Origin of the sequence: Burkholderia sp. THE68 (genome assembly GCF_009938265.1) — a bacterium.
Taxonomy (GTDB): Bacteria; Pseudomonadota; Gammaproteobacteria; order Burkholderiales; family Burkholderiaceae; genus Caballeronia.
In genome coordinates this window covers 1,984,093-2,008,654 of sequence record NZ_AP022315.1, presented here as the reverse complement: position 1 = coordinate 2,008,654, position 24,562 = coordinate 1,984,093, and the positions used below count along the sequence as shown (strand labels likewise).

General features: G+C 63.2%; 26 protein-coding genes. 20 read left to right on the top strand and 6 right to left on the bottom strand.

Translation table 11 applies throughout. From position 1 onward, the window contains the following. The first annotated feature begins 20 nt into the window (after positions 1–20). The 5 genes from BTHE68_RS09550 to cysM all read left to right on the top strand — a co-directional run bounded on the left by BTHE68_RS09550 (position 21) and on the right by cysM (position 4,979). Positions 21–1,424: a UDP-glucose dehydrogenase family protein gene (locus tag BTHE68_RS09550; RefSeq protein ID WP_162066120.1), complete on the top strand. Its 1,404-nt coding sequence runs from the start codon at positions 21–23 to the stop codon at positions 1,422–1,424. Then, positions 1,390–2,364, top strand: coding sequence for a D-glycero-beta-D-manno-heptose-7-phosphate kinase (gene rfaE1, locus BTHE68_RS09545; protein WP_162066119.1), 975 nt, complete (start codon positions 1,390–1,392; stop codon positions 2,362–2,364). Before BTHE68_RS09550 ends, rfaE1 begins: the two co-directional genes overlap by 35 nt. A 19-nt stretch (positions 2,365–2,383) precedes the next feature. Beyond that, on the top strand, positions 2,384–3,376 hold the full coding sequence (rfaD, locus tag BTHE68_RS09540) for an ADP-glyceromanno-heptose 6-epimerase (RefSeq protein ID WP_162066118.1): 993 nt from the start codon (positions 2,384–2,386) through the stop codon (positions 3,374–3,376). Between the two features lie 75 nt (positions 3,377–3,451). Then, positions 3,452–3,823: a ComEA family DNA-binding protein gene (locus BTHE68_RS09535; protein WP_162066117.1), complete on the top strand. Its 372-nt coding sequence runs from the start codon at positions 3,452–3,454 to the stop codon at positions 3,821–3,823. A 253-nt stretch (positions 3,824–4,076) separates the two neighbouring features. Then, positions 4,077–4,979: a cysteine synthase CysM gene (gene cysM, locus BTHE68_RS09530; protein ID WP_162066116.1), complete on the top strand. Its 903-nt coding sequence runs from the start codon at positions 4,077–4,079 to the stop codon at positions 4,977–4,979. A 75-nt stretch (positions 4,980–5,054) separates the two neighbouring features. Here cysM and mltB read toward each other — a convergent pair whose 3' ends face one another. Beyond that, positions 5,055–6,227, bottom strand: coding sequence for a lytic murein transglycosylase B (mltB, locus tag BTHE68_RS09525; RefSeq protein ID WP_162066115.1), 1,173 nt, complete (start codon positions 6,225–6,227; stop codon positions 5,055–5,057). 290 nt (positions 6,228–6,517) lie between these two features. On the opposite strand from mltB, the gene BTHE68_RS09520 reads away from it, so the two are divergent. The 7 genes from BTHE68_RS09520 (at position 6,518) to BTHE68_RS09490 (ending at position 13,878) form a co-directional block, all read left to right on the top strand. After that, on the top strand, positions 6,518–7,441 hold the full coding sequence (locus BTHE68_RS09520) for a histone deacetylase family protein (RefSeq protein ID WP_162066114.1): 924 nt from the start codon (positions 6,518–6,520) through the stop codon (positions 7,439–7,441). A 168-nt stretch (positions 7,442–7,609) separates the two neighbouring features. Next, positions 7,610–8,644, top strand: a complete 1,035-nt coding sequence (locus BTHE68_RS09515; protein WP_162066113.1) for a methionine ABC transporter ATP-binding protein — start codon at positions 7,610–7,612, stop codon at positions 8,642–8,644. Then, positions 8,634–9,287, top strand: a complete 654-nt coding sequence (locus tag BTHE68_RS09510) for a methionine ABC transporter permease (protein ID WP_162066112.1) — start codon at positions 8,634–8,636, stop codon at positions 9,285–9,287. Before BTHE68_RS09515 ends, BTHE68_RS09510 begins: the two co-directional genes overlap by 11 nt. A gap of 14 nt (positions 9,288–9,301) precedes the next feature. Beyond that, a complete protein-coding gene (locus BTHE68_RS09505) occupies positions 9,302–10,096 on the top strand; it encodes a MetQ/NlpA family ABC transporter substrate-binding protein (protein ID WP_162066111.1) in 795 nt (264 codons plus the stop codon). Positions 10,097–10,272: 176 nt separating this feature from the next. Continuing rightward, entirely contained in the window at positions 10,273–11,022 is a 750-nt protein-coding gene (locus BTHE68_RS09500) for an electron transfer flavoprotein subunit beta/FixA family protein (protein WP_061179375.1), read from the top strand. 22 nt (positions 11,023–11,044) lie between these two features. Further along, the gene (locus BTHE68_RS09495; RefSeq protein WP_162066110.1) at positions 11,045–11,980 is read left to right on the top strand and encodes an electron transfer flavoprotein subunit alpha/FixB family protein; all 936 of its coding nucleotides are present in this window, start codon (positions 11,045–11,047) and stop codon (positions 11,978–11,980) included. 107 nt (positions 11,981–12,087) lie between these two features. Next, a complete protein-coding gene (locus BTHE68_RS09490; RefSeq protein WP_162066109.1) occupies positions 12,088–13,878 on the top strand; it encodes an acyl-CoA dehydrogenase in 1,791 nt (596 codons plus the stop codon). A gap of 50 nt (positions 13,879–13,928) precedes the next feature. On the opposite strand, the gene BTHE68_RS09485 is transcribed toward BTHE68_RS09490, so the two are convergent. Beyond that, the gene (locus BTHE68_RS09485; RefSeq protein WP_162066108.1) at positions 13,929–15,221 is read right to left on the bottom strand and encodes a D-amino acid dehydrogenase; all 1,293 of its coding nucleotides are present in this window, start codon (positions 15,219–15,221) and stop codon (positions 13,929–13,931) included. Positions 15,222–15,374: 153 nt separating this feature from the next. On the opposite strand from BTHE68_RS09485, the gene BTHE68_RS09480 reads away from it, so the two are divergent. Together BTHE68_RS09480 and BTHE68_RS09475 are read left to right on the top strand one after the other, a co-directional pair. Continuing rightward, positions 15,375–15,863: an Lrp/AsnC ligand binding domain-containing protein gene (locus BTHE68_RS09480; protein ID WP_061178805.1), complete on the top strand. Its 489-nt coding sequence runs from the start codon at positions 15,375–15,377 to the stop codon at positions 15,861–15,863. 68 nt (positions 15,864–15,931) lie between these two features. Continuing rightward, positions 15,932–17,059 carry a PA0069 family radical SAM protein gene (locus tag BTHE68_RS09475; protein ID WP_162066107.1) on the top strand — a complete coding sequence of 376 codons (1,128 nt, stop codon included), beginning with the start codon at positions 15,932–15,934 and terminating at the stop codon, positions 17,057–17,059. A 4-nt stretch (positions 17,060–17,063) separates the two neighbouring features. On the opposite strand, the gene BTHE68_RS09470 is transcribed toward BTHE68_RS09475, so the two are convergent. Further along, the gene (locus BTHE68_RS09470; RefSeq protein WP_162066106.1) at positions 17,064–17,567 is read right to left on the bottom strand and encodes a stage II sporulation protein M; all 504 of its coding nucleotides are present in this window, start codon (positions 17,565–17,567) and stop codon (positions 17,064–17,066) included. A gap of 257 nt (positions 17,568–17,824) precedes the next feature. On the opposite strand from BTHE68_RS09470, the gene rpsP reads away from it, so the two are divergent. The 6 genes from rpsP to BTHE68_RS09440 all read left to right on the top strand — a co-directional run bounded on the left by rpsP (position 17,825) and on the right by BTHE68_RS09440 (position 22,019). Beyond that, on the top strand, positions 17,825–18,079 hold the full coding sequence (gene rpsP / locus BTHE68_RS09465; protein WP_008342343.1) for a 30S ribosomal protein S16: 255 nt from the start codon (positions 17,825–17,827) through the stop codon (positions 18,077–18,079). 51 nt (positions 18,080–18,130) lie between these two features. Beyond that, on the top strand, positions 18,131–18,847 hold the full coding sequence (gene rimM / locus BTHE68_RS09460) for a ribosome maturation factor RimM (protein WP_162066105.1): 717 nt from the start codon (positions 18,131–18,133) through the stop codon (positions 18,845–18,847). A 25-nt stretch (positions 18,848–18,872) separates the two neighbouring features. Next, positions 18,873–19,643 (top strand): tRNA (guanosine(37)-N1)-methyltransferase TrmD, encoded by a 771-nt coding sequence (gene trmD / locus BTHE68_RS09455; RefSeq protein WP_162066104.1) that lies wholly within the window; start codon positions 18,873–18,875, stop codon positions 19,641–19,643. A gap of 125 nt (positions 19,644–19,768) precedes the next feature. Beyond that, complete coding sequence (rplS, locus tag BTHE68_RS09450; protein WP_061178750.1) at positions 19,769–20,155, top strand: 50S ribosomal protein L19; 387 nt, start codon at positions 19,769–19,771, stop codon at positions 20,153–20,155. Between the two features lie 145 nt (positions 20,156–20,300). Further along, positions 20,301–20,960 (top strand): CoA pyrophosphatase, encoded by a 660-nt coding sequence (locus BTHE68_RS09445; protein ID WP_162066103.1) that lies wholly within the window; start codon positions 20,301–20,303, stop codon positions 20,958–20,960. A gap of 120 nt (positions 20,961–21,080) precedes the next feature. Continuing rightward, a complete protein-coding gene (locus BTHE68_RS09440; protein WP_162066102.1) occupies positions 21,081–22,019 on the top strand; it encodes a CobD/CbiB family protein in 939 nt (312 codons plus the stop codon). A gap of 4 nt (positions 22,020–22,023) precedes the next feature. Here BTHE68_RS09440 and BTHE68_RS09435 read toward each other — a convergent pair whose 3' ends face one another. From BTHE68_RS09435 to BTHE68_RS09425, 3 genes are read right to left on the bottom strand one after another with little or no spacing between them, the layout of a single operon-like run. Continuing rightward, a complete protein-coding gene (locus tag BTHE68_RS09435) occupies positions 22,024–22,347 on the bottom strand; it encodes a putative signal transducing protein (RefSeq protein ID WP_162066101.1) in 324 nt (107 codons plus the stop codon). Further along, a complete protein-coding gene (gene rsgA, locus BTHE68_RS09430; RefSeq protein ID WP_162066100.1) occupies positions 22,344–23,252 on the bottom strand; it encodes a ribosome small subunit-dependent GTPase A in 909 nt (302 codons plus the stop codon). The genes BTHE68_RS09435 and rsgA overlap by 4 nt, the downstream gene beginning before the upstream one ends. Further along, entirely contained in the window at positions 23,249–24,517 is a 1,269-nt protein-coding gene (locus tag BTHE68_RS09425) for a M48 family metallopeptidase (protein ID WP_162066099.1), read from the bottom strand. The genes rsgA and BTHE68_RS09425 overlap by 4 nt, the downstream gene beginning before the upstream one ends. Positions 24,518–24,562 lie beyond the last annotated feature (45 nt).

The window sequence follows — 24,562 nt, the reverse complement described above, 5'->3', positions numbered from 1 at the left end:
CAGAAACCACCGGAAAGCGTATGAAAGTGACCATCGTCGGCACGGGTTACGTCGGTCTTGTGACCGGCGCGTGCCTTGCCGAAATCGGCAATGACGTGTTTTGCGTGGATGTGGATCCGCGCAAGATCGAAATTCTCAACAACGGCGGCGTGCCGATCCACGAGCCGGGCCTTCAGGAAATGCTGAAGCGCACGCGCGCGGCGGGCCGCATCCAGTTTTCCACGGATGTCAAAGCGAGCGTCGAGCATGGCGACATCCAGTTCATCGCGGTGGGCACGCCGCCCGACGAAGACGGTTCCGCCGACCTGCAATACGTGCTCGCCGCCGCGCGCAATATCGGCAAATACTCGAACGGCTTCAAGGTGATCGTCGACAAGTCGACGGTGCCGGTCGGCACGGCGCTGCAGGTGAAGAAGGTCGTCGACGAAGAGCTGAAAGCGCGTGGGCTCGAAGGCTCGGCGAAGCATGGCTTCTCGGTCGTGTCGAATCCGGAGTTCCTGAAGGAAGGCGCGGCGGTCGACGACTTCATGCGGCCAGATCGCATCGTGATCGGCATCGACGACGACGACGCAGGCAATCTCGCGCGCGAGAAGATGAAGCGGCTCTACGTGCCCTTCAACCGCAATCACGAGCGCACGCTCTACATGGACGTGCGCTCCGCCGAATTCACGAAGTACGCCGCCAACGCAATGCTCGCGACGCGCATCTCGTTCATGAACGATCTGTCGAATCTGGCGGACACCGTCGGCGCCGATATCGAATCGGTGCGGCGGGGCATCGGCTCGGACCCGCGCATCGGCTATCACTTCCTGTACGCGGGCTGCGGTTACGGCGGCTCGTGCTTCCCGAAGGACGTGCAGGCGCTCGCGCAGACCGCGCGCGAAAACGGCCACACGCTCCGCGTTCTCGAAGCGGTCGAGGCGGTCAATCACGACCAGAAGGATGTGCTCGTCAACAAGATCGTCAGGCGCATGGGCGAAGACCTGCGCGGGCGCACGTTCGCCGTGTGGGGCCTCGCGTTCAAGCCCAACACCGACGACATGCGCGAGGCGTCGAGCCGGCGCATCATCGAGGCGCTCTTGCAGCGCGGCGCCACGGTGCACGGTTACGATCCCGTCGCGCGTGACGAAGCCGAGCGCGTGTTCGCCCTCGATCTCGCGGATCGACCCGAGGACATCAAGCGTCTGCACTTCGTGAAGACGCAGCAGGACGCGCTGACGGGCGCAGACGCGCTCGTCATCGTGACCGAATGGAAGGAATTCAAGAGCCCCGATTTCTGGCACTTGAAGAGCGCGCTGAAGACGCCGGTGATCTTCGATGGCCGCAATCTGTATGAACCGGAAGCGATGGCCGAAATGGGCATCGACTATTACGCGATAGGACGTCCCCATGTCGAACTCGACCGCAACGGCAGCCGCAGCTAACGCCGATATTCCCGTCGTGCCGCGCGCGCGCATCTCGGCCGCGCGCGTGCTGGTGGTCGGCGACGTGATGCTCGACCGCTACTGGTTCGGCGACGTCAACCGCATCTCGCCGGAAGCACCCGTGCCGGTGGTGCACGTGCAGAAGAAGGAAGACCGGCTCGGAGGCGCTGCGAACGTCGCGCGCAACGCGGCGGCGCTCGGCGCGCAGGCGGGCTTGCTCTGTGTCGTCGGTCACGACGAGCCGGGCGAGCGCATCGTCGAGTTGCTCGGCGAGAGCAAGGTCGCGGGGCATCTCGAACGCGATCCCGAACTGCTCACGACCATCAAGCTGCGCGTGCTTTCGCGCCAGCAGCAACTGCTGCGCGTCGATTTCGAGAACACGCCGAATCACGAAGTCCTGCACGCGTGTCTTGCGCGCTTCGCGGAACTGCTGCCGCAGCACGACGTGATCCTCATGTCCGACTACGCGAAGGGCGGCCTCACGCACGTCACGCAGATGATCGCCGACGCGAAGCGCGCCGGAAAACCCGTGCTCGTCGACCCGAAAGGCGATGACTGGGATCGCTATCGCGGCGCCACGCTCATCACGCCGAATCGCGCCGAACTGCGCGAAGTGGTCGGTCAGTGGAAGTCGGAGGAAGACCTGCACGAGCGCGTGACGAAGCTGCGCGCCGAACTCGATATCTCTGCGCTGCTGCTCACGCGCTCCGAAGAAGGCATGACGCTCTTCACCGAGAACCAGGTGCTGCATACCTCGGCCGAAGCACGCGAAGTGTATGATGTCTCGGGCGCGGGCGACACCGTCATCGCAACGGTCGCGACCATGCTGGGCGCGGGTGTGCCGCTCGTCGACTCGATCGTCTATGCGAATCGCGCGGCGGGCATCGTCGTGGGCAAGCTCGGCACGGCGACCGTCGACTACAACGAACTCTTCGCCTGACCTTACCTGACACTTCGCCATGACCATCATCGTTACCGGTGCTGCCGGGTTCATCGGCAGCAATATCGTCAAGGCGCTCAACGAGCGCGGCGAGCAACGCGTGATCGCGGTGGACAACCTCACGCGCGCCGACAAGTTCAAGAATCTCGTCGATTGCGAGATCGACGATTACCTCGACAAGACCGAGTTCGTCGAGCGCTTCACGCGCGGCGATTTCGGCAAAGTGCGCGCGGTGTTCCATGAAGGCGCCTGTTCGGACACGATGGAAACCGACGGCCGCTACATGATGGACAACAATTTCCGCTACAGCCGCGACGTGATGGACGCGTGCCTCGCACAGGGCGCGCAGTTCCTCTACGCATCGTCGGCGGCTACGTACGGCGGGTCGAGCCGTTTCGTCGAGGAACGCGAGGTCGAGAAGCCGCTCAACGTCTACGGCTATTCGAAGTTCCTGTTCGATCAGATCGTGCGTCAGGTGTTGCCGAAGGCGCAGAGCCAGATCGTCGGCTTTCGCTACTTCAACGTGTACGGCCCGCGCGAGACGCACAAGGGCCGCATGGCGTCGGTCGCGTTCCATAACTTCAACCAGTTCCGCTCGGAGGGCAAGGTCAAGCTCTTCGGTGAATACAACGGCTATGCCGCGGGCGAGCAGACGCGCGATTTCATCTCGGTCGAAGATGTGGTGAGGGTCAACCTGTTCTTCTTCGATCATCCGGAGAAGTCGGGCATCTTCAATCTCGGCACCGGACGCGCCCAGCCGTTCAACGATATCGCGTCGACGGTGGTGAATTCGCTGCGCGCGCTCGACGGCGAAGCGGCGCTCTCGCTTGCGGAACTCGTGCAGCGCGGGCTCATCGAGTACATTCCGTTCCCCGATGCACTGCGCGGCAAGTATCAATGCTTCACGCAGGCGGACCAGTCGCGCCTGCGCGCGGCGGGTTACGACGCACCGTTTCTGACGGTTCAGGAAGGCGTCGATCGCTACGTGCGTTGGCTATTCGGCCAGCTATAAACGCGTTTCGAGTCTCTCTAAACTGGGTCTCACGGTTGGCGCCGTTGCCAGCCGGTTCCTCACGGAGACTCAGTCATGTTCAAGCAAGCACTCTCGTCGATCGCCGCATTCGCGCTCATCTTTTCCATCGGTAGCGCGTTCGCGGCCGTCGACGTCAACACCGCCAACTCCGATGCGCTGCGCGGCGTGAAGGGCATCGGTCCGGCCAAGGCGAAAGCCATTCTCGACGAACGTCAGGCGCATGGCCCCTTCAAGGACGCCAGCGATCTCAGCACGCGCGTGAAAGGCATGGGCGGCAAGACCGTTCAACGTCTCGAAGCGGAAGGGCTGACGATCGGTGCTGCCGCCAAGACCGCCGCCGCAGCACCGCCCGGCGCTGCGAACCCGGCGGTCGCGACGCAGGTTTCGGCGTCCGCGTCGTCCAAACCCGTCGTCGTGAAGAAATAAGGGCGACGCCAAGGCGCGCCGGCGTGCCCGGCGTGTCAACGATCTCCTTCAGCCTTCGGAAGTGTTGGGCTCCCCCGCGGACGTTTGCCTGCGGGGCTTTTTGCATGTGCAGGCGCGGCCGCGCGCGGCATTCCATCCGCGCATCAGGGGTGCGCCGGCGTCGACGGGACCGCTGGGCTACAATCGAAGCATTCTCATATCAAAAATCCCGCGGCGGGCGCGTCCTGCCGCGGGAATCGAATCCGCTCCGCATATGGCTTACATGACTATCGAAGACACGATCGGCAATACGCCGCTCGTGCAGCTCGTCCGCATCGTGGACGACGAAATCCGCAGCCGCAACAACGTCGTGCTGGGCAAGCTGGAAGGCAACAATCCGGCGGGTTCGGTGAAGGACCGTCCGGCTTTGTCGATGATCAGGAAAGCTGAAGAGCGCGGCCGCATCAAGCCGGGCGACACGCTGATCGAAGCGACGAGCGGCAATACCGGCATCGCGCTCGCGATGGCAGCCGCGATGCGCGGCTACAAGATGGTGCTGCTGATGCCCGAAGATCTCTCGGTCGAGCGCCGTCAGAGCATGGCCGCGTATGGCGCGGAGATCGTGCTGACGCCGGTGACGGGCGGCATGGAGTACGCACGCGATCTCGCCGATCAGATGCAGCGCGATGGCAAGGGGATCATCCTCGACCAGTTCGCGAATCCCGACAATCCGCTCGCGCATTACGAAGGCACCGGCCCCGAACTGTGGCGTCAGACCGAAGGGCGCCTCACGCACTTCGTCTCGTCGATGGGCACGACCGGCACGATCATGGGCGTGTCGAAATACCTGAAAGAGCAGGACCAGAAGATCGAAATCATTGGTGCGCAGCCGGAAGAGGGCTCGCGCATTCCGGGCATCCGCAAGTGGCCGGAAGCGTATCTGCCGAAAATCTTCGATCGCAGCCGGGTCGACCGCGTGGAGAACGTGAGTCAGGCGGCGTCCGAGGCGATGGCGCGGCGCCTCGCATCGGTCGAAGGTATTTTCGCGGGCATCTCGTCGGGCGGCGCGTGCGAAGTCGCGCTGCGCATCGCGCGTCAGGTGGAGAACGCGACGATCGTGTTCATCGTCTGCGATCGCGGCGATCGTTATCTGTCGACGGGCGTGTTTCCGGCGTGATGCCGCGACCTTTGCCCGCGCAATGAAAAAACCCCGGCATGCCGGGGTTTTACTTTTTCAGAGCCAGCAAAAACGTCACTGCGGATTCGTACCGGTATCGCCCGCGATCATGCGCGCCTTCACGGCCTCGCCGAGTTGATACACCGCGAGCGCATAGAAGAAGCTGCGGTTGTAGCGCGTGAGCACATAGAAGTTCTTCAGCCCGAGCGTGTATTCGGTCGTGCGGCCGGGCGTCGGCAGATCGACGACGGTGAGCGGCGTCGCTGCCTGAGCCTCGACGTTCAGTCCCGGCTCGTTGAGCAGCATGCCGGCCTTCGTCAATTGCGCGAGCGACCACTTCGGCTCCGGCGCGCCATCGGCGGCGGCCTGCGCGATGCCCTGGCTGCCGACGTCGCCGGCGATCCGCCACACGACCGGACGGCCCGGCTCCCAGCCGTTCTGCTTCAGATAGTTCGCCACGCTGCCGATGGCGTCCGCGGGGCTCGTGCGCAGATCGATGCGGCTGTTGCCGTCGTAATCGACCGCGTATTGCACGATGCTGCTGGGCAGAAACTGCGGGATGCCGATCGCGCCGGTGTACGAACCGAGCACGGTGGTCGGATCGATCTGCGCATCGCGCGTCCACACGAGCAGGTCTTCCAGGTTCTTGCGGAAGGTCGCCATGCGCTCGGCGCGATTCGGCGTGTTCGGGTAATCGAAGGTGAGCGTGGTCAGCGCGTCGAGCGCGCGGAAGTTGCCCATGTACTTCCCGTAGATCGTCTCCACGCCGATGATCCCGACGATCACCTCCGGCGGCACGCCGAATTGCTCGGAAGCGCGCTGCAGCGTGGCCTGATTCGCGCGCCAGAACTTCACGCCCGCGTTGATTCGCACCGGCTCGATGAAGCGCGATTGATATGCGCGCCAGTTCTTGGCCTGCGGCGTGGGCGATGGCAGAACGAGTTTCGCCGCCGTCGCCGAATAGCTCACGCGGGCGAACAGGTCGTGCAGCGCGGACGAATCGAAATCGTAGCGCGCGACCATGTCGTTGATGAACGCTTCGACATTCGGGTTGTTCGCGTAGCGCTGCGGCACGATCTCTTCTTCGAACACCTGTCCTTGCGGCGTCGCGGCCTGCGGCTGCTGCGACTGCGCAAAGACACTGTTGCCGGAGAGAACGCCGAGCGCGCAGACGAGGGAGGCGAAGAGTGCGCGCTTTGCCGGCTTGAAGCAGGCCGTGAGGTCGAACGGAGCAAACTGGAAAGTCATAGTGTGCGTGGTTGGGGCGGTTGGGGCGATGCCGGATGCACGAAACGCCGGAAGTTGAATCGATCCGAAACGATCTGCAACGATTCTCAACAGAACGCAACGCGCAACCGCTCGGCCGGCAAGGCGTCGGGGCAGTATAACCGACGCCTCGCGCCCATACTGCCCGCGTGCCGGGGCGAGGGCGGCCACGCCGAACGGTGTGGTAACTTAACGTCAAACGCGCGACGCGTGGTCGCGTATGACGAAAAAACACGAGACGAGAGCCGACGAAAGCGGCATTGCGAGACATCATGGCCACCGGCTTTTACTCCCACCCCGACTGCCTCCGGCACGACAACGGTCAATGGCATCCCGAATGCCCGGCGCGCTTGCAGGCGATCGAAGATCAGCTGATCGCGAGCCGGATCGATGCGCTCATCGAGCGCGAGGAAGCGCCGCTCGCCGAGGAAACCGACCTCGCGCGCGTGCATACGCAGGCGCATATCGACTACATCAAGAGCCGCACGCCCGAATCGGGTCGAAGCGAGCTCGATCCCGATACGTCGATGTGCCCCGAGTCCTATCGCGCCGCATTACGCGCGGCGGGCGCGGCGATCGCTGCGACCGATGCCGTCATCGAAGGGCGTTATGACAACGCGTTTTGCAGCGTGCGCCCGCCGGGCCATCACGCGGAGCCCGCGCGCGCGATGGGCTTCTGCCTCTTCAACAACGTCGCGATTGCCGCGCGTCATGCGCTCGACGTGCACGGCCTGCAACGCGTCGCGATCGTCGATTTCGACGTTCATCACGGCAACGGCACCGAGGCCGCGTTTTCCGGCGACTCGCGCGTGCTGATGTGCAGTTTCTTCCAGCATCCGTTCTATCCGTTCAGCGGCGCTGGGAATCACGCGTCGAACATGGTCAACGTGCCGCTGCCGGCGCGCACCAAGGGCATGCAGGTGCGCGAGGTCGTCGACATGATGTGGCTGCCGCGGCTCGAGGAATTCAAGCCGCAGATGATCTTCATTTCGGCCGGATTCGACGCGCATCGCGAAGACGACATGGCGAACATGGGTCTCGTCGAGGACGACTATGCGTGGATCACCGAGCAGGTTCGCGCGGTGGCGAAGCGTCACGCGCAAGGGCGCATTGTGAGTTGTCTCGAAGGTGGATATAACTTGTCGGCGCTTGGGCGCAGTGTGGTTGCGCATTTGCGTGTGCTGGCCGAGATCTGAGCATCGGTAAATATCTCAACGTTATTAGCCGATCTGAATTCATTATTAAACGGAATGTAAAGCCTCCTGTAAAATCGCGAACCACAGTACTACACGGCTACGAACGAGCGGCGGCCGGCTGCGCGGGGTGCATTTCGCCCGGCGAGCCTTCCGCCGTTTGCATTTTCCATGATCGAAATACGCAACCTCTCGCAGCGATTCGCCGGCCCGCGCGGCTGGGTCGAAGCGCTGCACAACGTCAATCTGACGATTCCCGCCGGCGAAGTGTTCGGCATCATCGGGCGCAGCGGCGCGGGCAAGAGCACGCTGGTACGCACGATCAATCTGCTCACGCGCCCAAGCGAAGGCAACGTGATCGTCGACGGGCGCGATCTCATGACGCTCGGCAAGGACGATCTGCGCGCCGCTCGCCGCGATATCGGCATGATCTTTCAGCATTTCAATCTGCTGAGCTCGCGCACGGTGTTCGACAACGTCGCGCTGCCGCTCGAACTCGCCGGCAAGAAGCGCGCGGAGATCGAGGCGGCCGTTCTGCCCCTGCTCGATCTCGTCGGCCTGACGACGCACAAGGACAAATATCCCGCGCAGATCAGCGGCGGGCAGAAGCAGCGCGTGGGCATCGCGCGGGCGCTCGCGAGCAAGCCGACCGTGCTGCTCTCCGACGAAGCCACGTCCGCGCTCGATCCCGAAACCACCCGCGCGATTCTCGATCTGCTGCGCAAGATCAATCGCGAGCTCGGACTCACGATCGTGCTGATCACGCATCAGATGGAAGTCATCAAGCAGGTCTGCGATCGCGTCGCGGTGCTCGACGCGGGCCGCGTGGTGGAAGAGGGCAAGGTCGTCGATGTCTTCATGCAGCCGCATCACGAAGTCACGCGCGCGCTGATCGGCGACGTGATCGCGCACGAGTTGCCGCCCGCGTTGAAGGCGCGCGTCATCGAGCGTCTGAAGACCGGCAGCGGCCATCTGCTGCGGCTCGCGTTCACGGGCTCGGGCGTCGATCAGCCGATTCTCTCGGAGACGATTCGCCGCTACGAACTCGATTTCAACATCCTGCACGGTCAGATCGACGAGATCCAGGGGCAGGCGTTCGGTTCGCTCGCGGTGCTCGCGGGCGGCCAGCCGGTGAAGATCGCCGAGGCGATCGAGTATTTGCGTTCGCAAGGCGTCGTTGTGGAGGAGTTGTCCCATGTTGAGTGAAATGTTCGACATGTTCGTGCAGTCGTTCTGGGAAACGCTGATCATGGTCGGCATCTCGGGTCTGGTCGGCGCGGCCGTTGGCCTGCCGCTCGGCGTGCTGCTGTATCTCACCGATCGCGACGGCGTGTTGCAGAACATCGGCGTGAATCGCGTGCTCGGCGGCATCGTCAATGCGGTGCGCTCGACGCCGTTCATCATCCTGCTCGTCGCGGTGATTCCGTTCACGCGGCTCGTCGTCGGCTCGTCGATCGGCACCGCGGCCGCGGTCGTGCCGCTGACCATCGCCGCCGCGCCGTTCATCGCGCGGCTCGTCGAAACCGCGCTGCGCGAAGTGGATCGCGGTCTGATCGAAGCCGCGCAGGCGATGGGTGCGACCACCCGCCAGATCGTCTTCAAGGTGCTGCTGCCGGAATCGCTGCCGGGCGTCGTCGCGGGCCTGACGATCACCTTCGTGTCGCTCGTCGGCTATTCGGCGATGGCAGGCGCGATCGGCGGCGGCGGCCTCGGCGATCTCGGCATCCGCTACGGCTATCAGCGCTTTCTGCCCGAAGTGATGCTCACGGTCGTCGTGATCCTGATTGTGTTCGTGCAGGTCGTGCAGTCATTCGGCGACTGGCTCGTTCGTCGTCTCAGCCATAAATAACCACTCGATAAATCATGCAACGTCGATTCATACTCAAATTCGCTGCCGCGCTCCTCTCCGCAACGATGTTCAACGGCGTCGCGCACGCCGAGGACTCAATCAAGATGGGCGTGACGGGCGGCCCGCACGCGCAGATCATGGACGTGGTGAAGCAGGTCGCCGCGAAGAACGGTCTCAAGATCACGGTCGTCGAGTTCTCGGATTACGTCCAGCCGAACGCCGCGCTCGCCGCCGGCGATCTCGATGCGAACAGCTACCAGCATCTGCCGTATCTCGACGCGCAGGTGAAGGATCGCGGCTACAAGCTCGTCAAGGTCGCCGATACGGTGACGTTCCCGATGGGCATCTACTCGAAGAAGCTGAAGTCGCTGGCGTCGCTCGGCAACGGCGCGCGCGTCGCGGTGCCGAACGATCCGACCAACGGCGGCCGCGCGCTGCTGCTGTTGCAGAAGCAAGGCCTCATCAAGTTGCGCGCGGATGCGGGGCTCAAGGCGACGCCGCTCGATATCGTCGAGAACCCGAAGAAGCTGAAGATCGTCGAACTCGACGCCGCGCAGATTCCGCGCTCGCTCGACGACGTCGACGTCGCCGCCATCAACACCAATTTCGCGATGGAAGCGGGCCTGAAGCCGAAGTCGGACGCGATCGCGATCGAGGATCCGCGCGGCCCGTACGTGAACATCATTGCAATCCGCGCGGCCGACAAGGACAAGCCTTGGGTCGCCAAACTGATCGCGGCGTATCACTCGCCGGAGGTGAAGCAGTTCGTCGAGGGCAAATACGCGGGAGCGGTGATTACGGCCTGGTAATCGTTTTCAGCGGCGGGACTCGGGTTTGTGCGGATATAAATAGAACGACCGTTCGTTAAAAATGGTCGCATTCCTATTGCACGACGACCCATCCCACCCGATTGCGGAGGGGCTAGCCGACGCGTCACTCGTATAATGACGCTGGGTTGACGTAATCGTAACTTTGGAGCGTGTGCATGAAAATTCTGGTGCCAGTCAAGCGCGTGGTCGACTACAACGTGAAGGTCCGAGTCAAGTCGGACAACACGGGTGTCGATATCGCCAACGTGAAGATGTCGATGAACCCGTTCGACGAAATCGCCGTGGAAGAGGCGGTGCGTCTGAGGGAAGCAGGTGTTGCGACGGAAGTGATCGCCGTATCGTGCGGCGTGACGCAATGTCAGGAGACGTTGCGCACGGCGCTGGCCATCGGCGCGGATCGCGCGATTCTCGTCGAATCCGCCGATGAACTGCAGCCGCTGGCGGTGGCGAAGATCCTGAAGGCATTGGTCGATCAGGAGAAGCCGGAACTGGTCATCCTTGGCAAGCAGGCCATCGACGACGATTCGAATCAGACCGGCCAGATGCTGGCGGCGCTGGCGGGTCTGCCGCAGGCGACGTTCGCATCGAAGGTCGTGGTCGCGGATGGCAAAGCGACGGTATCGCGTGAAGTCGATGGCGGCGCGGAAACGCTGTCGCTGAAGCTGCCCGCAGTCGTGACGACGGACCTGCGCCTGAACGAGCCGCGCTACGTGACGTTGCCGAACATCATGAAGGCGAAGAAGAAGCCTTTGACGACGGTGAAGCCCGCCGATCTGGGCGTCGATGTCGCGCCGCGTCTGAAGACGCTGAAAGTGGTCGAGCCGCCGAAGCGCAGCGCGGGCATCACGGTGCCGGACGTGAAGACGCTGGTCGAGAAGCTCAAGACCGAAGCCAAGGTGCTTTGATCGCCACACACGCGGAGACAACATGACGATTCTGGTAATTGCGGAACACGACAACGCATCGATCAAGGCATCGACGCTGAACACGGTGGCAGCGGCGGCGAAAATCGGCGGCGATGTGCACGTGCTGGTCGCGGGTTCGAACGCGCAAGGCGCGGCGGATGCGGCAGCGAAGATCGCAGGCGTGAGCAAAGTGCTGCTCGCCGATGCGCCCCAACTCGCCGAAGGCCTCGCGGAAAACATCGATGCGACGGTGCTGAACATCGCGAAGGATTACTCGCACATTCTCGCGCCGGCGACGGCTTACGGTAAGAACATCGCGCCGCGTATCGCGGCGCATCTCGATGTCGCGCAAATCAGCGACATCACCGCCGTCGATAGCGCCGACACCTTCGAGCGCCCGATCTATGCCGGCAACGCGATCGCGACGGTTCAATCGAGCGATCCGATCAAGGTGATTACGGTTCGCTCGACGGGTTTCGATCCGGTCGCAGCGGAAGGCGGCAGCGCATCGGTCGAAAAGATCGAAGCCGCCGCCGACGCGGGCCTCTCGCAGTTCGTGAGCCGCGAAGTGACGAAGCTCGATCGTCCGGAACTGACGAGCGCGCACATCATCGTGTCGGGCGGTCGCGGTCTGGGCAGCGGCGAGAACTATACGAAGACGCTGGAACCGCTCGCGGACAAGCTCAACGCAGCGCTGGGCGCATCGCGTGCGGCGGTCGATGCGGGTTACGTTCCGAACGACTATCAAGTCGGTCAAACCGGCAAGATCGTCGCGCCGCAACTGTACGTGGCGGTCGGCATCTCGGGCGCGATCCAGCATCTGGCGGGCATGAAGGATTCGAAGGTCATCGTCGCGATCAACAAGGATCCCGAAGCGCCGATCTTCAGCGTCGCGGATTACGGTCTTGTCGGCGATCTGTTCGCGGTCGTGCCGGAACTGGTGAAAGAGCTCGGTTGAACCGGGCCGTGTGAGTCGAACACTCGCCACAAACAACAAGAAAGGGCGCGACAGATGTTGCGCCCTTTTTTTGCACCGGAATATCTGAAAAGGGAGGAGACAGGACGATGAGCTACAGCGCCCCGGTCAAGGACATGCTGTTCGTGGTGAAGGAACTGGCGGATATCGACAGCATCGCCGCGCTGCCCGGTTATGAGGACGCGGGCTTCGATACGGCGCAGGCCGTCGTCGAGGAAGCCGCGCGCTTTTGCGGCGAAGTGATCGCGCCGCTGAATGTGGCGGGCGACCGCAATCCGAGCGCGTGGGCGAACGGCGAAGTCACGACGACGCCCGGCTTCAAGGACGCGTTCCGTCAGTTCGCGGAAGGCGGCTGGCAAGGCGTCGTGCATCCGGCGGACTTCGGCGGTCAGGGCTTGCCGAAACTCATCGCGACGCCATGCATCGAAGCGCTCAACGCGGCGAATCTCTCCTTCGCATTGTGTCCGTTGCTCACCGACGGCGCGATCGAGGCGCTCCTCACCGCCGGCAGCGACGCGCAGAAGGCGCGCTATCTCCCGAAGTTCATTTCCGGCGAGTGGACCGGCACGATGAACCTCACCGAGCCGCAGGCCGGCTCCGATCTCGCGCTCGTACGCACGCGCGCCGAGCCGCAGGGCGATGGCAGCTACAAAGTGTTCGGCACGAAGATTTTCATCACGTACGGCGAGCACGACATGGCGAAGAACATCGTGCATCTCGTGCTCGCGCGCACGCCTGACGCGCCCGAAGGCGTCAAGGGCATCTCGCTCTTTCTCGTGCCAAAGTTCCTCGTCAACGACGACGGCTCGCTCGGCGCGCGCAACGACGTGCACTGCGTGTCGATCGAGCACAAGCTCGGCATCAAGGCGAGCCCGACGGCCGTGCTGCAATACGGCGATCATGGCGGCGCGATCGGCTATCTGATCGGCGAGGAGAATCGCGGGCTCGAATACATGTTCATCATGATGAACGCGGCGCGCTTCGCCGTGGGCATGCAGGGCGTCGCGATTGCCGAGCGTGCGTATCAGCAAGCGGTCGCGTATGCGAAAGAGCGCGTGCAGAGCCGCCCCGTCGACGGCAGCGCGAAGGAGCCGGTCACGATCATCCATCATCCCGACGTGCGCCGCATGCTCTCCACGATGCGCGCCTACACCGAAGGCGCTCGCGCGCTCGCGTATGTCGCGGCGGCGCACAGCGACTTCGCGCACGGCCATGCGGACGCGGATGCGCGCAAGAGCCATCAGACAATCTACGAATACCTCGTGCCGATCGTGAAGGGCTTCAGCACGGAGATGTCCGTCGATGTCGCGAGTCTCGGCGTGCAGGTGCACGGCGGCATGGGCTTCATCGAGGAGACGGGCGCGGCGCAGCATTATCGCGATGCGCGCATCCTGCCGATCTACGAGGGCACGACAGCGATCCAGGCGAACGACCTGATCGGCCGCAAGACCGTGCGCGATGGCGGCGCGGCGGCGCAGGCGCTGCTCGCGCAGGTCGACCAGACCATCGCCGCGCTCGCCGATGTGGACGGTCAGCCGTTCAAGTCGATGCATCGGCATTTGAGCGCAGGAAGCCTGTCGCTGGCGCGCGCGATCGAATTCATCGTCGCGAAGTTCAGGAGCGATCCGAACGCGGTGTTCGCGGGCAGCGTGCCGTATCTGCGGCTCGCGGGCATCGTGTTCTCGGGTTGGCAGATGGCGCGCGCGATGCTCGTCGCGCACGCCAAACGCGCGGAAGATGAGCGTTTCCATGTTGCGAAAATCGCGACGGCGCAGTTCTTCGCGGAACACATTCTGTCTCAGGCGCCGGGGATCGAGGCGTCGATCGTCAGCGCGAACGGCAAGGAAGGCGTGCTCGCGTTGAGCGAAGATCAGTTCTAAAAGAACAAAGGCGCCTCGCGGCGCCTTTGTCGTTCAAGCGATAGAAGTCATCACGCGTTCGCGTATCCCGGACGCGTCGCCACGCCGACATCGCCAGTGTAGCGATGCACCGACAGATCGTCCGAGCGGATCGCGGGCTGCTTGCCCGACATCAGATCCGCCAGCAACTGGCCGGAGCCACACGACATCGTCCAGCCGAGCGTGCCGTGGCCGGTGTTCAGGAACAGGTTCGGCACGCGAGTGCGGCCGACGATCGGCGTGCCGTCCGGCGTCATCGGACGCAGGCCGGTCCAGAACTTGGCGCTCGCGGTATCGCCGCCGCCGGGGAACAGATCGTTCACGCACATTTCGAGCGTCTCGCGGCGAGCCTGCTTCAGCTTCCTGTCGTAACCGACGATTTCCGCCATGCCGCCCACGCGGATGCGATCGTCGAAGCGCGTGATCGCGATCTTGTAGGTTTCGTCGAGCACGGTCGAGACCGGCGCGCGGTTCGCATCGACGATAGGCGCGGTGATCGAATAGCCCTTCAGCGGATAAACCGGAATCTTCACGAGATCGCCGAGCAGCTTCGGCGAATACGAGCCCAGCGCGACGACGTACGAATCCGCCGTCACCAGCTCCTTGCCGCACTGCACACCGGCGATGCGGCCGTTGCTGACGGCGAGCGCGTCGATTGGCGTGTTGTAGCGGAACTTGACGCCGAGCGCTTCGGCCATCGCGGCGAGGCGCGTGGTGAACATCTGGCAGTCGCCGGTTTCATCGTTCGGCAGACGCAGGCCGCCCGTCAGCTTGTGCGACACGGCAGCGAGCGCGGGCTCGGCCTTCTTGAGTTCATCGGCGGTGAGCAGTTCGAACGGGACGTTGGCGTCCTTGAGCACGGCGATATCCTTGCCCGCGCCATCGAATTGCTGTTGCGTGCGGAACAGTTGCAGCGTGCCGCCCGTGCGGCCTTCGTAATGGATGCCGGTGTCGGCGCGCAGGGCCTGCAGGCAGTCGCGGCTGTACTCGGCGAGACGGACCATGCGGCCCTTGTTCACCGTATAGCGGTCCTGCGTGCAGTTGCGCAGCATCTGCCACATCCATTGCAGCTGGTTCATCGTGCCGTCGAGGCGGATGGCGAGCGGCGCGTGCTTTTCGAACATCCACTTCACGGCCTTGAGCGGAACGCCCGGCGCGGCCCACGGCGATGCATAGCCCGGGGAGATCTGTCCTGCATTGGCGAAACTCGTTTCGAGGGCGGGGCCCGCTTCGCGGTCGATGACCGTGACTTCGTGGCCGGCGCGAGCGAGGTAATACGCGCTGGTCACGCCGACGACGCCGCTTCCGAGAATAACGATTCGCATGTGATCTCCATCCAGATTCGATGAAAACTTCTGAATGCGCGTACGTTAAGGTGATCGACGCGGCAAACTGAAGCTCGTATAGTGTTATCGACTATGGTATGGAGTTCGAGGCAGTTTTAGTTATTGTATTTGATCGATTTTCAGGAAAAACCCATGCGAACACAGCGAAATCCGGTCCGCACGCTCGACAAGCTCGACCACAAGATTCTGAACATTCTTCAGGAGGACGGCCGCGTTGCGATGAAGGACCTGGCCGAGCGGGTCGGGCTGTCAGTTACGCCGTGCATCGAGCGGGTGAAACGCATGGAGCGTGATGGCGTCATCATGGGTTACTACGCGCGCGTGAACCCGACTGAGTTGGGCGCTGCGCTGCTCGTATTCGTCGAGATCACGCTCGATCACAAGAGCGGCAACATGTTCGAGCAATTCCGGCGCGAAGTGCAGAAGATCCCGGAAGTGCTCGAGTGTCACCTCGTCTCGGGCGACTTCGACTATCTGATCAAGGCGCGCATCGGCGAAATGGCGGATTATCGCAAGCTGCTCGGGGACATCCTGCTGCAATTGCCGGGCGCGGTGCAGTCGAAGAGTTACGTGGTGATGGAGGAGATCAAGGAGACGCTCAAGATTCTCGTCGAGACGTGATTTTCCGCTTGCGGCGATGCGACGATACTGTATATTTATACAGTATCAATCGTTGGATTTTGTCGCAAATGTCATCGCCCGATCGTGAATATCCCGTCGCGCCGCCCGCTCCGCTGAAGGGGCGCGGCGCGGTCACGAATATCCAGGGGCGCTATGAGAAAGACGAGCGCGAACGCGTCGACGACGGCTGGCTGCATGCCGCCGCTCCCGAGGACGAAGGCACGCCGCCGTTGCGCACGCAGATTTTCGAAGAGCGCGCGAAAAGCATTCTCACGCGCAACAGTTCGCCGGACATTCCGTTCTCCGTTTCACTGAATCCCTACCGCGGCTGCGAACACGGCTGCATCTATTGCTTCGCGCGTCCGACGCACAGCTATCTCGGGCTCTCGCCGGGACTCGATTTCGAAAGCCGTATTTACGCGAAGATCAACGCGCCCGAATTGCTCGCGCGCGAGCTGGCGAAGCCGAATTACGAACCCGAGCCGATCGCGCTCGGCGTCAACACGGACGCCTATCAGCCGGTCGAGCGCGATCTGCAACTCACGCGGCGTGTGATCCAGGTGCTGCACGACTGCGGCCATCCGTTTGCGGCGATCACGAAGAGTTCGCTGATCGAACGCGATATCGACCTGCTGGCGCCGATGGCCGAGCGCGGCCAGGTCATGGCGGCGATCACCGTCACGACGCTCGACGCCGATATCGCGCGCACGCTGGAGCCACGCGCGGCCACGCCTTCGCGACGCCTGCGCACCATCCGCACGCTCGCCGAGGCGGGCATTCCGGTGGGCGTGAGCATCGCGCCGGTCATTCCGTTCGTGACGGAGCCGGACATGGAGCGTGTGCTGGAAGCGTGCGCGGAGGCGGGCGCGACGAGCGCGAGCTACATCGTGCTGCGCCTGCCTTGGGAAGTCGCGCCGCTGTTCAAGGATTGGCTGGCCGCGCATTTCCCCGATCGCGCGGATCGCGTGATGAGCCGTGTGCGCGACATGCGCGGCGGCAAGGATTACGACTCGAATTTTTCGACGCGCATGAAAGGCGAGGGCCTGTGGGCCGACATGCTCAAGCAGCGCTTTCAGAAGGCGACGAAGCGCCTCGGTCTGAACGCGAGGCAGCGCGGCATTCTCGACATGTCAGAGTTTCAGCGGCCCGCGAAGCGAGCGGCGGGACCGTCCAGCCTGCAGCTCGATCTGTTCTGACGTTTTATTGCGACAGGGTTTTCGCCGCTTCGACCTGACTCTCGAAATACGTCTGGAACGTGAGCGCGAGACCGGTCATCAGCAGAAACGCGCCGAACAGCAGCGAAAAGATCACGACGAAGATGACCGTCCAGCCGGAGCGGCTTTCGCGGCCGGTGTGCGCGTTGAACTGCGCGTCCCACTTCGCGTCCGGACGCAGACCGTAGACGAGGGCCGAAAGAAACGCGGCGAGCAGCGAGATCGCGCCCGGGAAAACCAGCACCCAGCCGAGCAGGGACGTGCGCTCCGATTGCGCGAGCATCAGATAACCGAACGCGCCCAGCACGATGCCGACGATATGCGCCCAGCCATACTTGTCGCGCATTCCATACAGATAGAAGCGGTGCAGGCCGATGGAGCCGAACAGAAACGCGAGTGCGGCGGTCAGCGTTTTCGAGCGGAAGTAAGGCGGGACCGGCTTGCCGGCTGGCTTCGGGCCGGATTGCGTGGCGACGGACGAGGAGGTCATCAGCGAAAGCGGTGGTGGAAAGAGGCGAGCGGCGCTTGAGGCCGACGCAGGTCTGCCATTTTACGCCGACGAGCAGCCACGTCACCAATGCCACGTTGCCGCATCGGCGTGATTTCCGGTATCGGCAAGCGCAGCGAATCGGCACCGAACCGCGCGCCGAATCCAAAAAAAGCGTTAAGTGTTTGTTCGAGCTTCTGATTCCAGCTATAATCGCCTGTTCTCGTTGTTCCGAACCCCCGGTTTTCAAGGATTTCAGCATGGTCATCATCCGCTTGGCTCGTGGCGGCTCGAAGAAGCGCCCGTTCTACAACATCGTTGCAACTGACTCGCGTAGCCGCCGTGACGGCCGCTTCATCGAGCGCGTGGGTTTCTACAACCCGGTCGCGACCAAAGGCGAATCGCTGCGCATCGCTCAGGATCGCCTGACGTACTGGCAAGGCGTTGGCGCGCAACTGTCGCCGACCGTCGAGCGCCTCGTCAAGCAAGCTCAGCAAGCCCAGCCGGCTGCTTAAGCTCGCTGCGTAACTGTAACAACCGCTCGAAGCCTGCCCAAAGGTTCGCCGATGCCCGTGCGCGATTCTGAATCCGGCCGCGCGTCGGAAAACGTCGGCCGACCGAAGCCGGGGCAAGATGAAGGTGCCGCCACGTTTGGCGCGTTCGTCCGTAAGCCGGGCGCGCGCCGCGTGGCGGTCGACGTTTCGAGCGCGCCGGAAAGCGCAATCGAGCCGGTCGAGGCTTTGCCGGAAGACGCCGTCGAAGTCGGTTTCATCGCCGATGCCTACGGACTCAAAGGCTGGGTCAAGGTCGTCCCGCATGCGAACGGCAAGCAGGGCGGCGACGCGCTGCTGAACGCGAAGCGCTGGTGGCTCGTCAAGGGCCGCGAAAGCAAGTCCGTTCGCTGTCTGCAGTCGAAAGTGCATGCCGATACCATCGTCGCGCGCTTCGCTGGCTGTGACGACCGCGACACGGCGCTTGCGCTGAAGGGCCACACGGTGAACATCACGCGCAGTGATTTCCCGAAGCTCGACAGCGAAGACGAATTCTACTGGGTCGATCTGATCGGCCTGGATGTCGAAAACGAAGCGGGCGTGGCCCTCGGCCGCGTCGCGGATCTGATCGACAACGGCGCGCATTCCATCCTGCGGATCGAGTATCCGGAGACTGACAAGGATGGCAAGGCCGTCACCGGCGAGCGGCTGATTCCGTTCGTCGGCGTATATGTAAAGACGGTGGACCGGGCGGCGAAGCGTATCGTCGTCGACTGGGACGCTGACTATTGAACATCGGCACGTTACGGAGAGAGCGATGCAGTTCGATGTCGTGACGCTCTTTCCCGAGATGTTTCGCGCGCTGACCGACTGGGGCATCACCAGCCGGGCGGTGAAGCAGGAGCGGTTCGGTCTGCGCACGTGGAATCCGCGCGATTTCACCACGGACAACTACCGCACCGTCGATGATCGCCCGTACGGCGGCGGCCCCGGCATGGTCATGCTGGCGCGTCCGCTGGAAGACGCGATTCACGCGGCGAAGACTGCGCAGCGCGAGCAGGGCATCGCGTCCACACGTGTGGTGATGATGTCGCCGCAAGGCACGCGGCTGGATCACGACCGCGTGATGCGGTTCGCGCAGGAACCCGGACTGGTGTTGCTGTGCGGCCGTTACGAAGCGATCGATCAACGCCTGATCGACCGCGAAGTGGACGAAGAAGTGAGCCTCGGCGACTTCGTTCTGTCAGGCGGAGAACTTCCCGCGATGGCCTTGATGGACGCTGTCGTGCGTCAGTTGCCCGGCGTGCTGAACGACGCGCAATCGGCGGTTCAGGACAGTTTCGTCGACGTGCTGCTCGATTGTCCGCACTACACGCGGCCGGAAGAGTACGAAGGCGTGCGCGTTCCCGATGTGCTGCTCGGCGGCCATCACAAGGAAATCGACGCCTGGCGCAGGCGCGAAGCATTGCGCAACACATTCAACAAGCGGCCCGATCTGATCGCACGGGCGCGCGGAAGCAAGATGTTGAGCCGTGCCGACGAGGCGTGGCTCGCAGAACTCGCAAAGGGCGCGTCGAAATCTGCATAGATTTCGGGCGGACGAGCGGGAAAATGGGGGCGTCGAGTCATATCGGCGTCTGAAGCAAACCCATCCTCTACCGGGGCCTTCATCCAGGGCACACAACTCCGGCAAGATGGCACAAGGAGTCAGAAATGAATCTGATTGAGCAACTCGAGAAGGAAGAGATCGCACGCGTTCTGGGCGAGAAGAGCATCCCCGACTTCGCGCCGGGCGATACCGTCGTCGTCAACGTGAACGTGGTCGAAGGCACGCGTAAGCGTGTCCAGGCTTACGAAGGCGTCGTCATCGCGAAGCGCAACCGTGGCCTGAACTCGAACTTCATCGTCCGCAAGATTTCGTCGGGCGAAGGCGTCGAGCGTACGTTCCAGACCTACTCGCCGCTGCTCGCGAGCATCGTCGTGAAGCGTCGTGGCGATGTTCGCCGCGCGAAGCTCTACTACCTGCGCGAGCGTTCGGGCAAGTCGGCTCGAATCAAGGAAAAGCTGGTGTTCAAGGACAAGTCTGCTTCCGCAGAGTAAGTCGCTGGCCAGACGCAGTACGGAAAAAGCACCCCTTGCGGGTGCTTTTTTCTTTGGTGTGTTCAAATTGAGTCTTCGACAGCCCCGTTCCCGACCCGTGTCCACCGGAAAGACTTCGACTCCCCGCATCCTCGAACCCGAAAAGATGCCCGTCTTCTCGACGGGTGAGACACTCCCGCCGGTTCCGCCCGAGCGCCTCACGCCGGAAGGCCTGCGTGCGCGTTTCGCGATGGATCTCGACTGGACGCAGGAAGAGCGCGAGCAGCGCATCAAGGCGATCGGCGGCGATCCGCGCGTGGCCTCCGTGCTGGTTCCGCTCGTCGTGCGCGAGGGCGGCCTGACCGTGCTGCTGACGCAGCGCGCCGATCATCTGTCGGATCACGCCGGGCAGATCAGCTTCCCGGGCGGCCGACGCGAGCCCGAAGACGCCGATGCCGCCGCCACCGCGCTGCGCGAGGCGGAGGAAGAAGTGGCGTTGGGCGCGGAACATTGCGAAGTCATCGGCGCGCTGCCCGAATATCTGACGGGCACGGGATTCAAGGTGACGCCGGTCGTCGCGCTGGTGCATCCGCCGTTCACGCTGAAAGCCGATACCTGCGAAGTCGCCGATATCTTCGAAGTGCCGCTCGCATGGCTCATGAATCCGGCGAATCACGAAGTGCGCATATTTCGCTGGGAAGGGGGCGAGCGTCGTTTTTTTGCCATGCCCTATATTCCGGGCGAAAGAAAGGCTCCTTATTTCATCTGGGGCGCAACGGCCGGCATGTTGCGCAATTTCTACCGCTTCCTCGCGGCTCGCGCGTGACGGCGCAAAAAGCCCGCGCGCCCGCCGCGCCTCGCGCAAATACTCAGCGCGCTAAAGGCATCAGGCGCTGTGCTATCGTTACGCGAAACTCGAACTAATCCGACCGTTTCGGCGCTTCGCATGACTTTTTTCTCCGTATTGCTGGCTCTCATCATTGAGCAGATGCGCGCGTTATCGCCGCACAATCCGATTTCGGCGTTGCTTCACTATCATGCGGAATCCACCGCGCATGGTTTCGATGCAGGCAAGGAGAAGCACGGCATCGTCGCGTGGCTGGTCGTCGTGCTGCCCTGGACGCTCGCCGTCGGACTCATCTATTACGTGCTGTACCGGATCAACTTCGTTCTGGCATTTCTCTGGAACGTGGTGATCGTGTATTTCACGCTCGGCTTCCGGCAGTTCAGCCACTATTTCACCGACATCCATCTCGCGCTCAACAACGACGACGTGCCGCGAGCGCGCGAAGTGCTGCGTGAATGGACCGGCATGGACACGCTCGACATGCCCGTGAGCGAAATCGTGCGGCATACGCTCGTGCATGCCGTGGTGGCGTCGCACCGGCATGTGTTCGGCGTGTTCTTCTGGTTTCTGATTCCGGTCGGACCGGCCGGCGCGGTGCTCTATCGCATCGCCGAGTATCTGGCGCGCGCGTGGTCGAAGCCGGATCCGGAGCGCACCGCCGAGTTTTCGTCGTTCGCGCAGCGCGCGTTTTTCGTCATCGATTGGGTGCCCGCGCGTCTGACCGCGCTGGGCTTTGCGATCGTCGGAAATTTCGAGGATGCGATCTACGCGTGGCGCAATCACGCGCGCCAATGGCCGGATGCGAACGAAGGCGTGTTGCTCGCGGCAGGCAGCGGCGCGCTGGGCGCGCGTCTGGCGGGGCCGCTCGCCGAGCCGCTTTCGGTCGAGGCGCTCGCCGTAGGCGAAGCGAGTCCGTTGCCCGTCGGCGACGATTGCACGCCGCGTACGCTGCAATCGGCAGTCGGCCTTGTGTGGCGCGCGGTGATCCTGTGGATGCTGCTTCTGCTGATGCTGACCATCGCCGTGTGGCTGGCCTGATCGGTCAGTCGTCGAGAGGATTACGCTCCGTCTGACACTTCCAGCAGACGGTGAACTGCGGCTCCAGCCATTCGCCGCACTGCCTGCATCGCCAGGGCCGGGCGTTCGCGTCCGGTCCCTTTCTCGCGCTCTCGATCATCCGCATCGCCAGCGCTTCGTCGCGGTCATCGACGATCCATATCTCCGGCGCGCACTGATCCGCCGGAATCTCCCCCATCGCGCCATTCAGATATCGGTTGTGCAACTCGCACGGCACGCCCGCCGTCGCCAGCACGTTCACCCAATGCTGCGCGGTGATGAGATTGGGCGCGCGCGTGAGTCGCTTCATCGAACGATCTGGCTCGCTTCGTGGACAAGCTGCGCGTAAAGCGCGTGACGCTCGGGGCGAATCTTGCCGGCTTCGACGGCTTCGAGCACCGCGCACCCCGGTTCGTGCAGATGATGGCAGTTATAGAAGCGGCAGTGGCCGAGATACGGCCGGAAGTCCGCGAACGCACGCTCCAGCATGCCTTCCGACAGGTGATGCAGGCCGAACTCCTGAAAACCCGGTGAATCGATGAGCGCGCCGCCGCCTGGCAAGTCGTACAGGCGCGTGAACGTGGTCGTGTGACGGCCGCTATTGAGCGCCGATGAAATTTCGCGCGTGGCCGCGTCGGCATCGGGGATGAGCAGGTTCACGAGCGTCGATTTGCCCATGCCCGACTGGCCGAGCAGGATCGTCGAGCGGTCTTTCAGGCGGGGGTCGAGTTGTGGATGGACATCGCCGGGCGCCATCCTCGCGGACAGTTCGATCACCGTATAACCAAGCGCCCGATACGGCGCGAGACGCTCGCGCGCAAGCGGCAGCGCGCCTTCGACATCGATCTTGTTCAGCACGATCAGCGACTCCAGCCCATGCGCTTCCGCTGCGATCAGCGCGCGCCCGAGCAAGTCCTCACTGAAGTGCGGCTCGGTCGCGAGCACGATCAGCAGTTGATCGAGATTCGCGGCAAAGAGCTTCGACTTGAACTGATCCGAGCGATACAGCAGATTGCGCCGTTCGCCGATCTCGACGATCACGCCCTGATCCGCCGACGACTGCTCGTAGATCACGCGATCGCCGACCGCCACTTCGCTTTTCTTGCCGCGCGGGAAGCACTGGAACATCGGTCCGCCGTCTGCCGGCGAGACCAGGTAGTGACGTCCGTGCGCCGCGATAACCGTGCCTTCGAGGCGCATCGAGCCGCGCGTCATGCGGCGTGCTGCATCAGGCGGTCGATGCGTTGTGAAGCGGGTGGATGCGAGTAATAAAACGCGGTGTAGATGGGATCGGGCGTGAGCGTCGATGCGTTGTCCTCGTAGAGCTTCACGAGCGCGTTCACGAGATCCTTCGGATCGGTCTGGCTAGCGGCGAAGGCATCGGCTTCGAACTCGTTCTTGCGCGAAGTCAGGCTGCCGAGCGGCGTGATGAAGAACATGAACACGGGCAGCACGAGCATGAAGAGCACGAGCGCGAGCCCGTTGTTGCTGCCGATGAGCGACGGCCGCACGCCGAGGCCCTCGTAGAACCACGTCGTCTGAATGAGCCAGCCGAGCAGCGCGAGCATCGCGAGGCTGATGCCGAACATGACGACCATCAGCTTCAGCACATGACGGCGCTTGAAGTGGCCGAGTTCGTGCGCGAGCACGGCCTCGATCTCGCTGCCTGACAGACGCGCGAGCAGGGTATCGAAGAACACGATGCGCTTCGCCGCGCCGAAGCCCGTGAAGTACGCGTTGCCGTGCGCGGAGCGGCGGCTGCCGTCCATCACGAACAGGCCCTTGGCCGCAAAACCCGTGCGCGACATCAGATTCGTGATGCGCGCGACGAGCGCCTCGTCCTTCAGCGGCTCGAACTTGTTGAAGAGCGGGGCGATGAAGGTCGGATAGATGATCATCGCGAGGAGTTGGAACGCGACCCACACCATCCACGTCCACAGCCACCAGAACGTGCCGGCGCGATCCATCAGCCAGAGCGTGAGCAACAGGAGCGGCGCGCCGATCACGATGCCGAGCGCCGTGCCTTTCACGAGATCGGCGAAAAAGAGCTTCTTCGACATGCGGTTGAAGCCGAACTTTTCCTCGATCACGAAGTGACGGATGTAGTCGAACGGCAGGTCGATGACGCTCGTGATCGCGATGACCGACGCCACCAGCGCGATCTGTCCGAGATAGCCGCGGCCGAGCCAGTCGGAGATGGCGAGATCGAGCGCCTGCACGCCGCCGAGCAGCGTCAGCGCGACGAGCACGACCGCGCTCGTGACGACTTCGATCATCGTGAGGCGCGTGCGTTCTACGGTGTAATCCGCGGCGCGCTGATGCGCGGTGAGCGGAATCGTGCCGGAAAATTGCGCCGGCACGCCGTTGCGGTGAGCGGCGACGTAGCGGATCTGGCGCGACGCGAGCCAGAGCTTGGTCGCAACCATCGCGACCAGGGCGACGACGAACACCGTCGAGAAAGCAAGAGTGAGGTTGGTCATCCGGAATTCCGATTGAACTATGCGAGAATTATAGGTTCTAGGCCG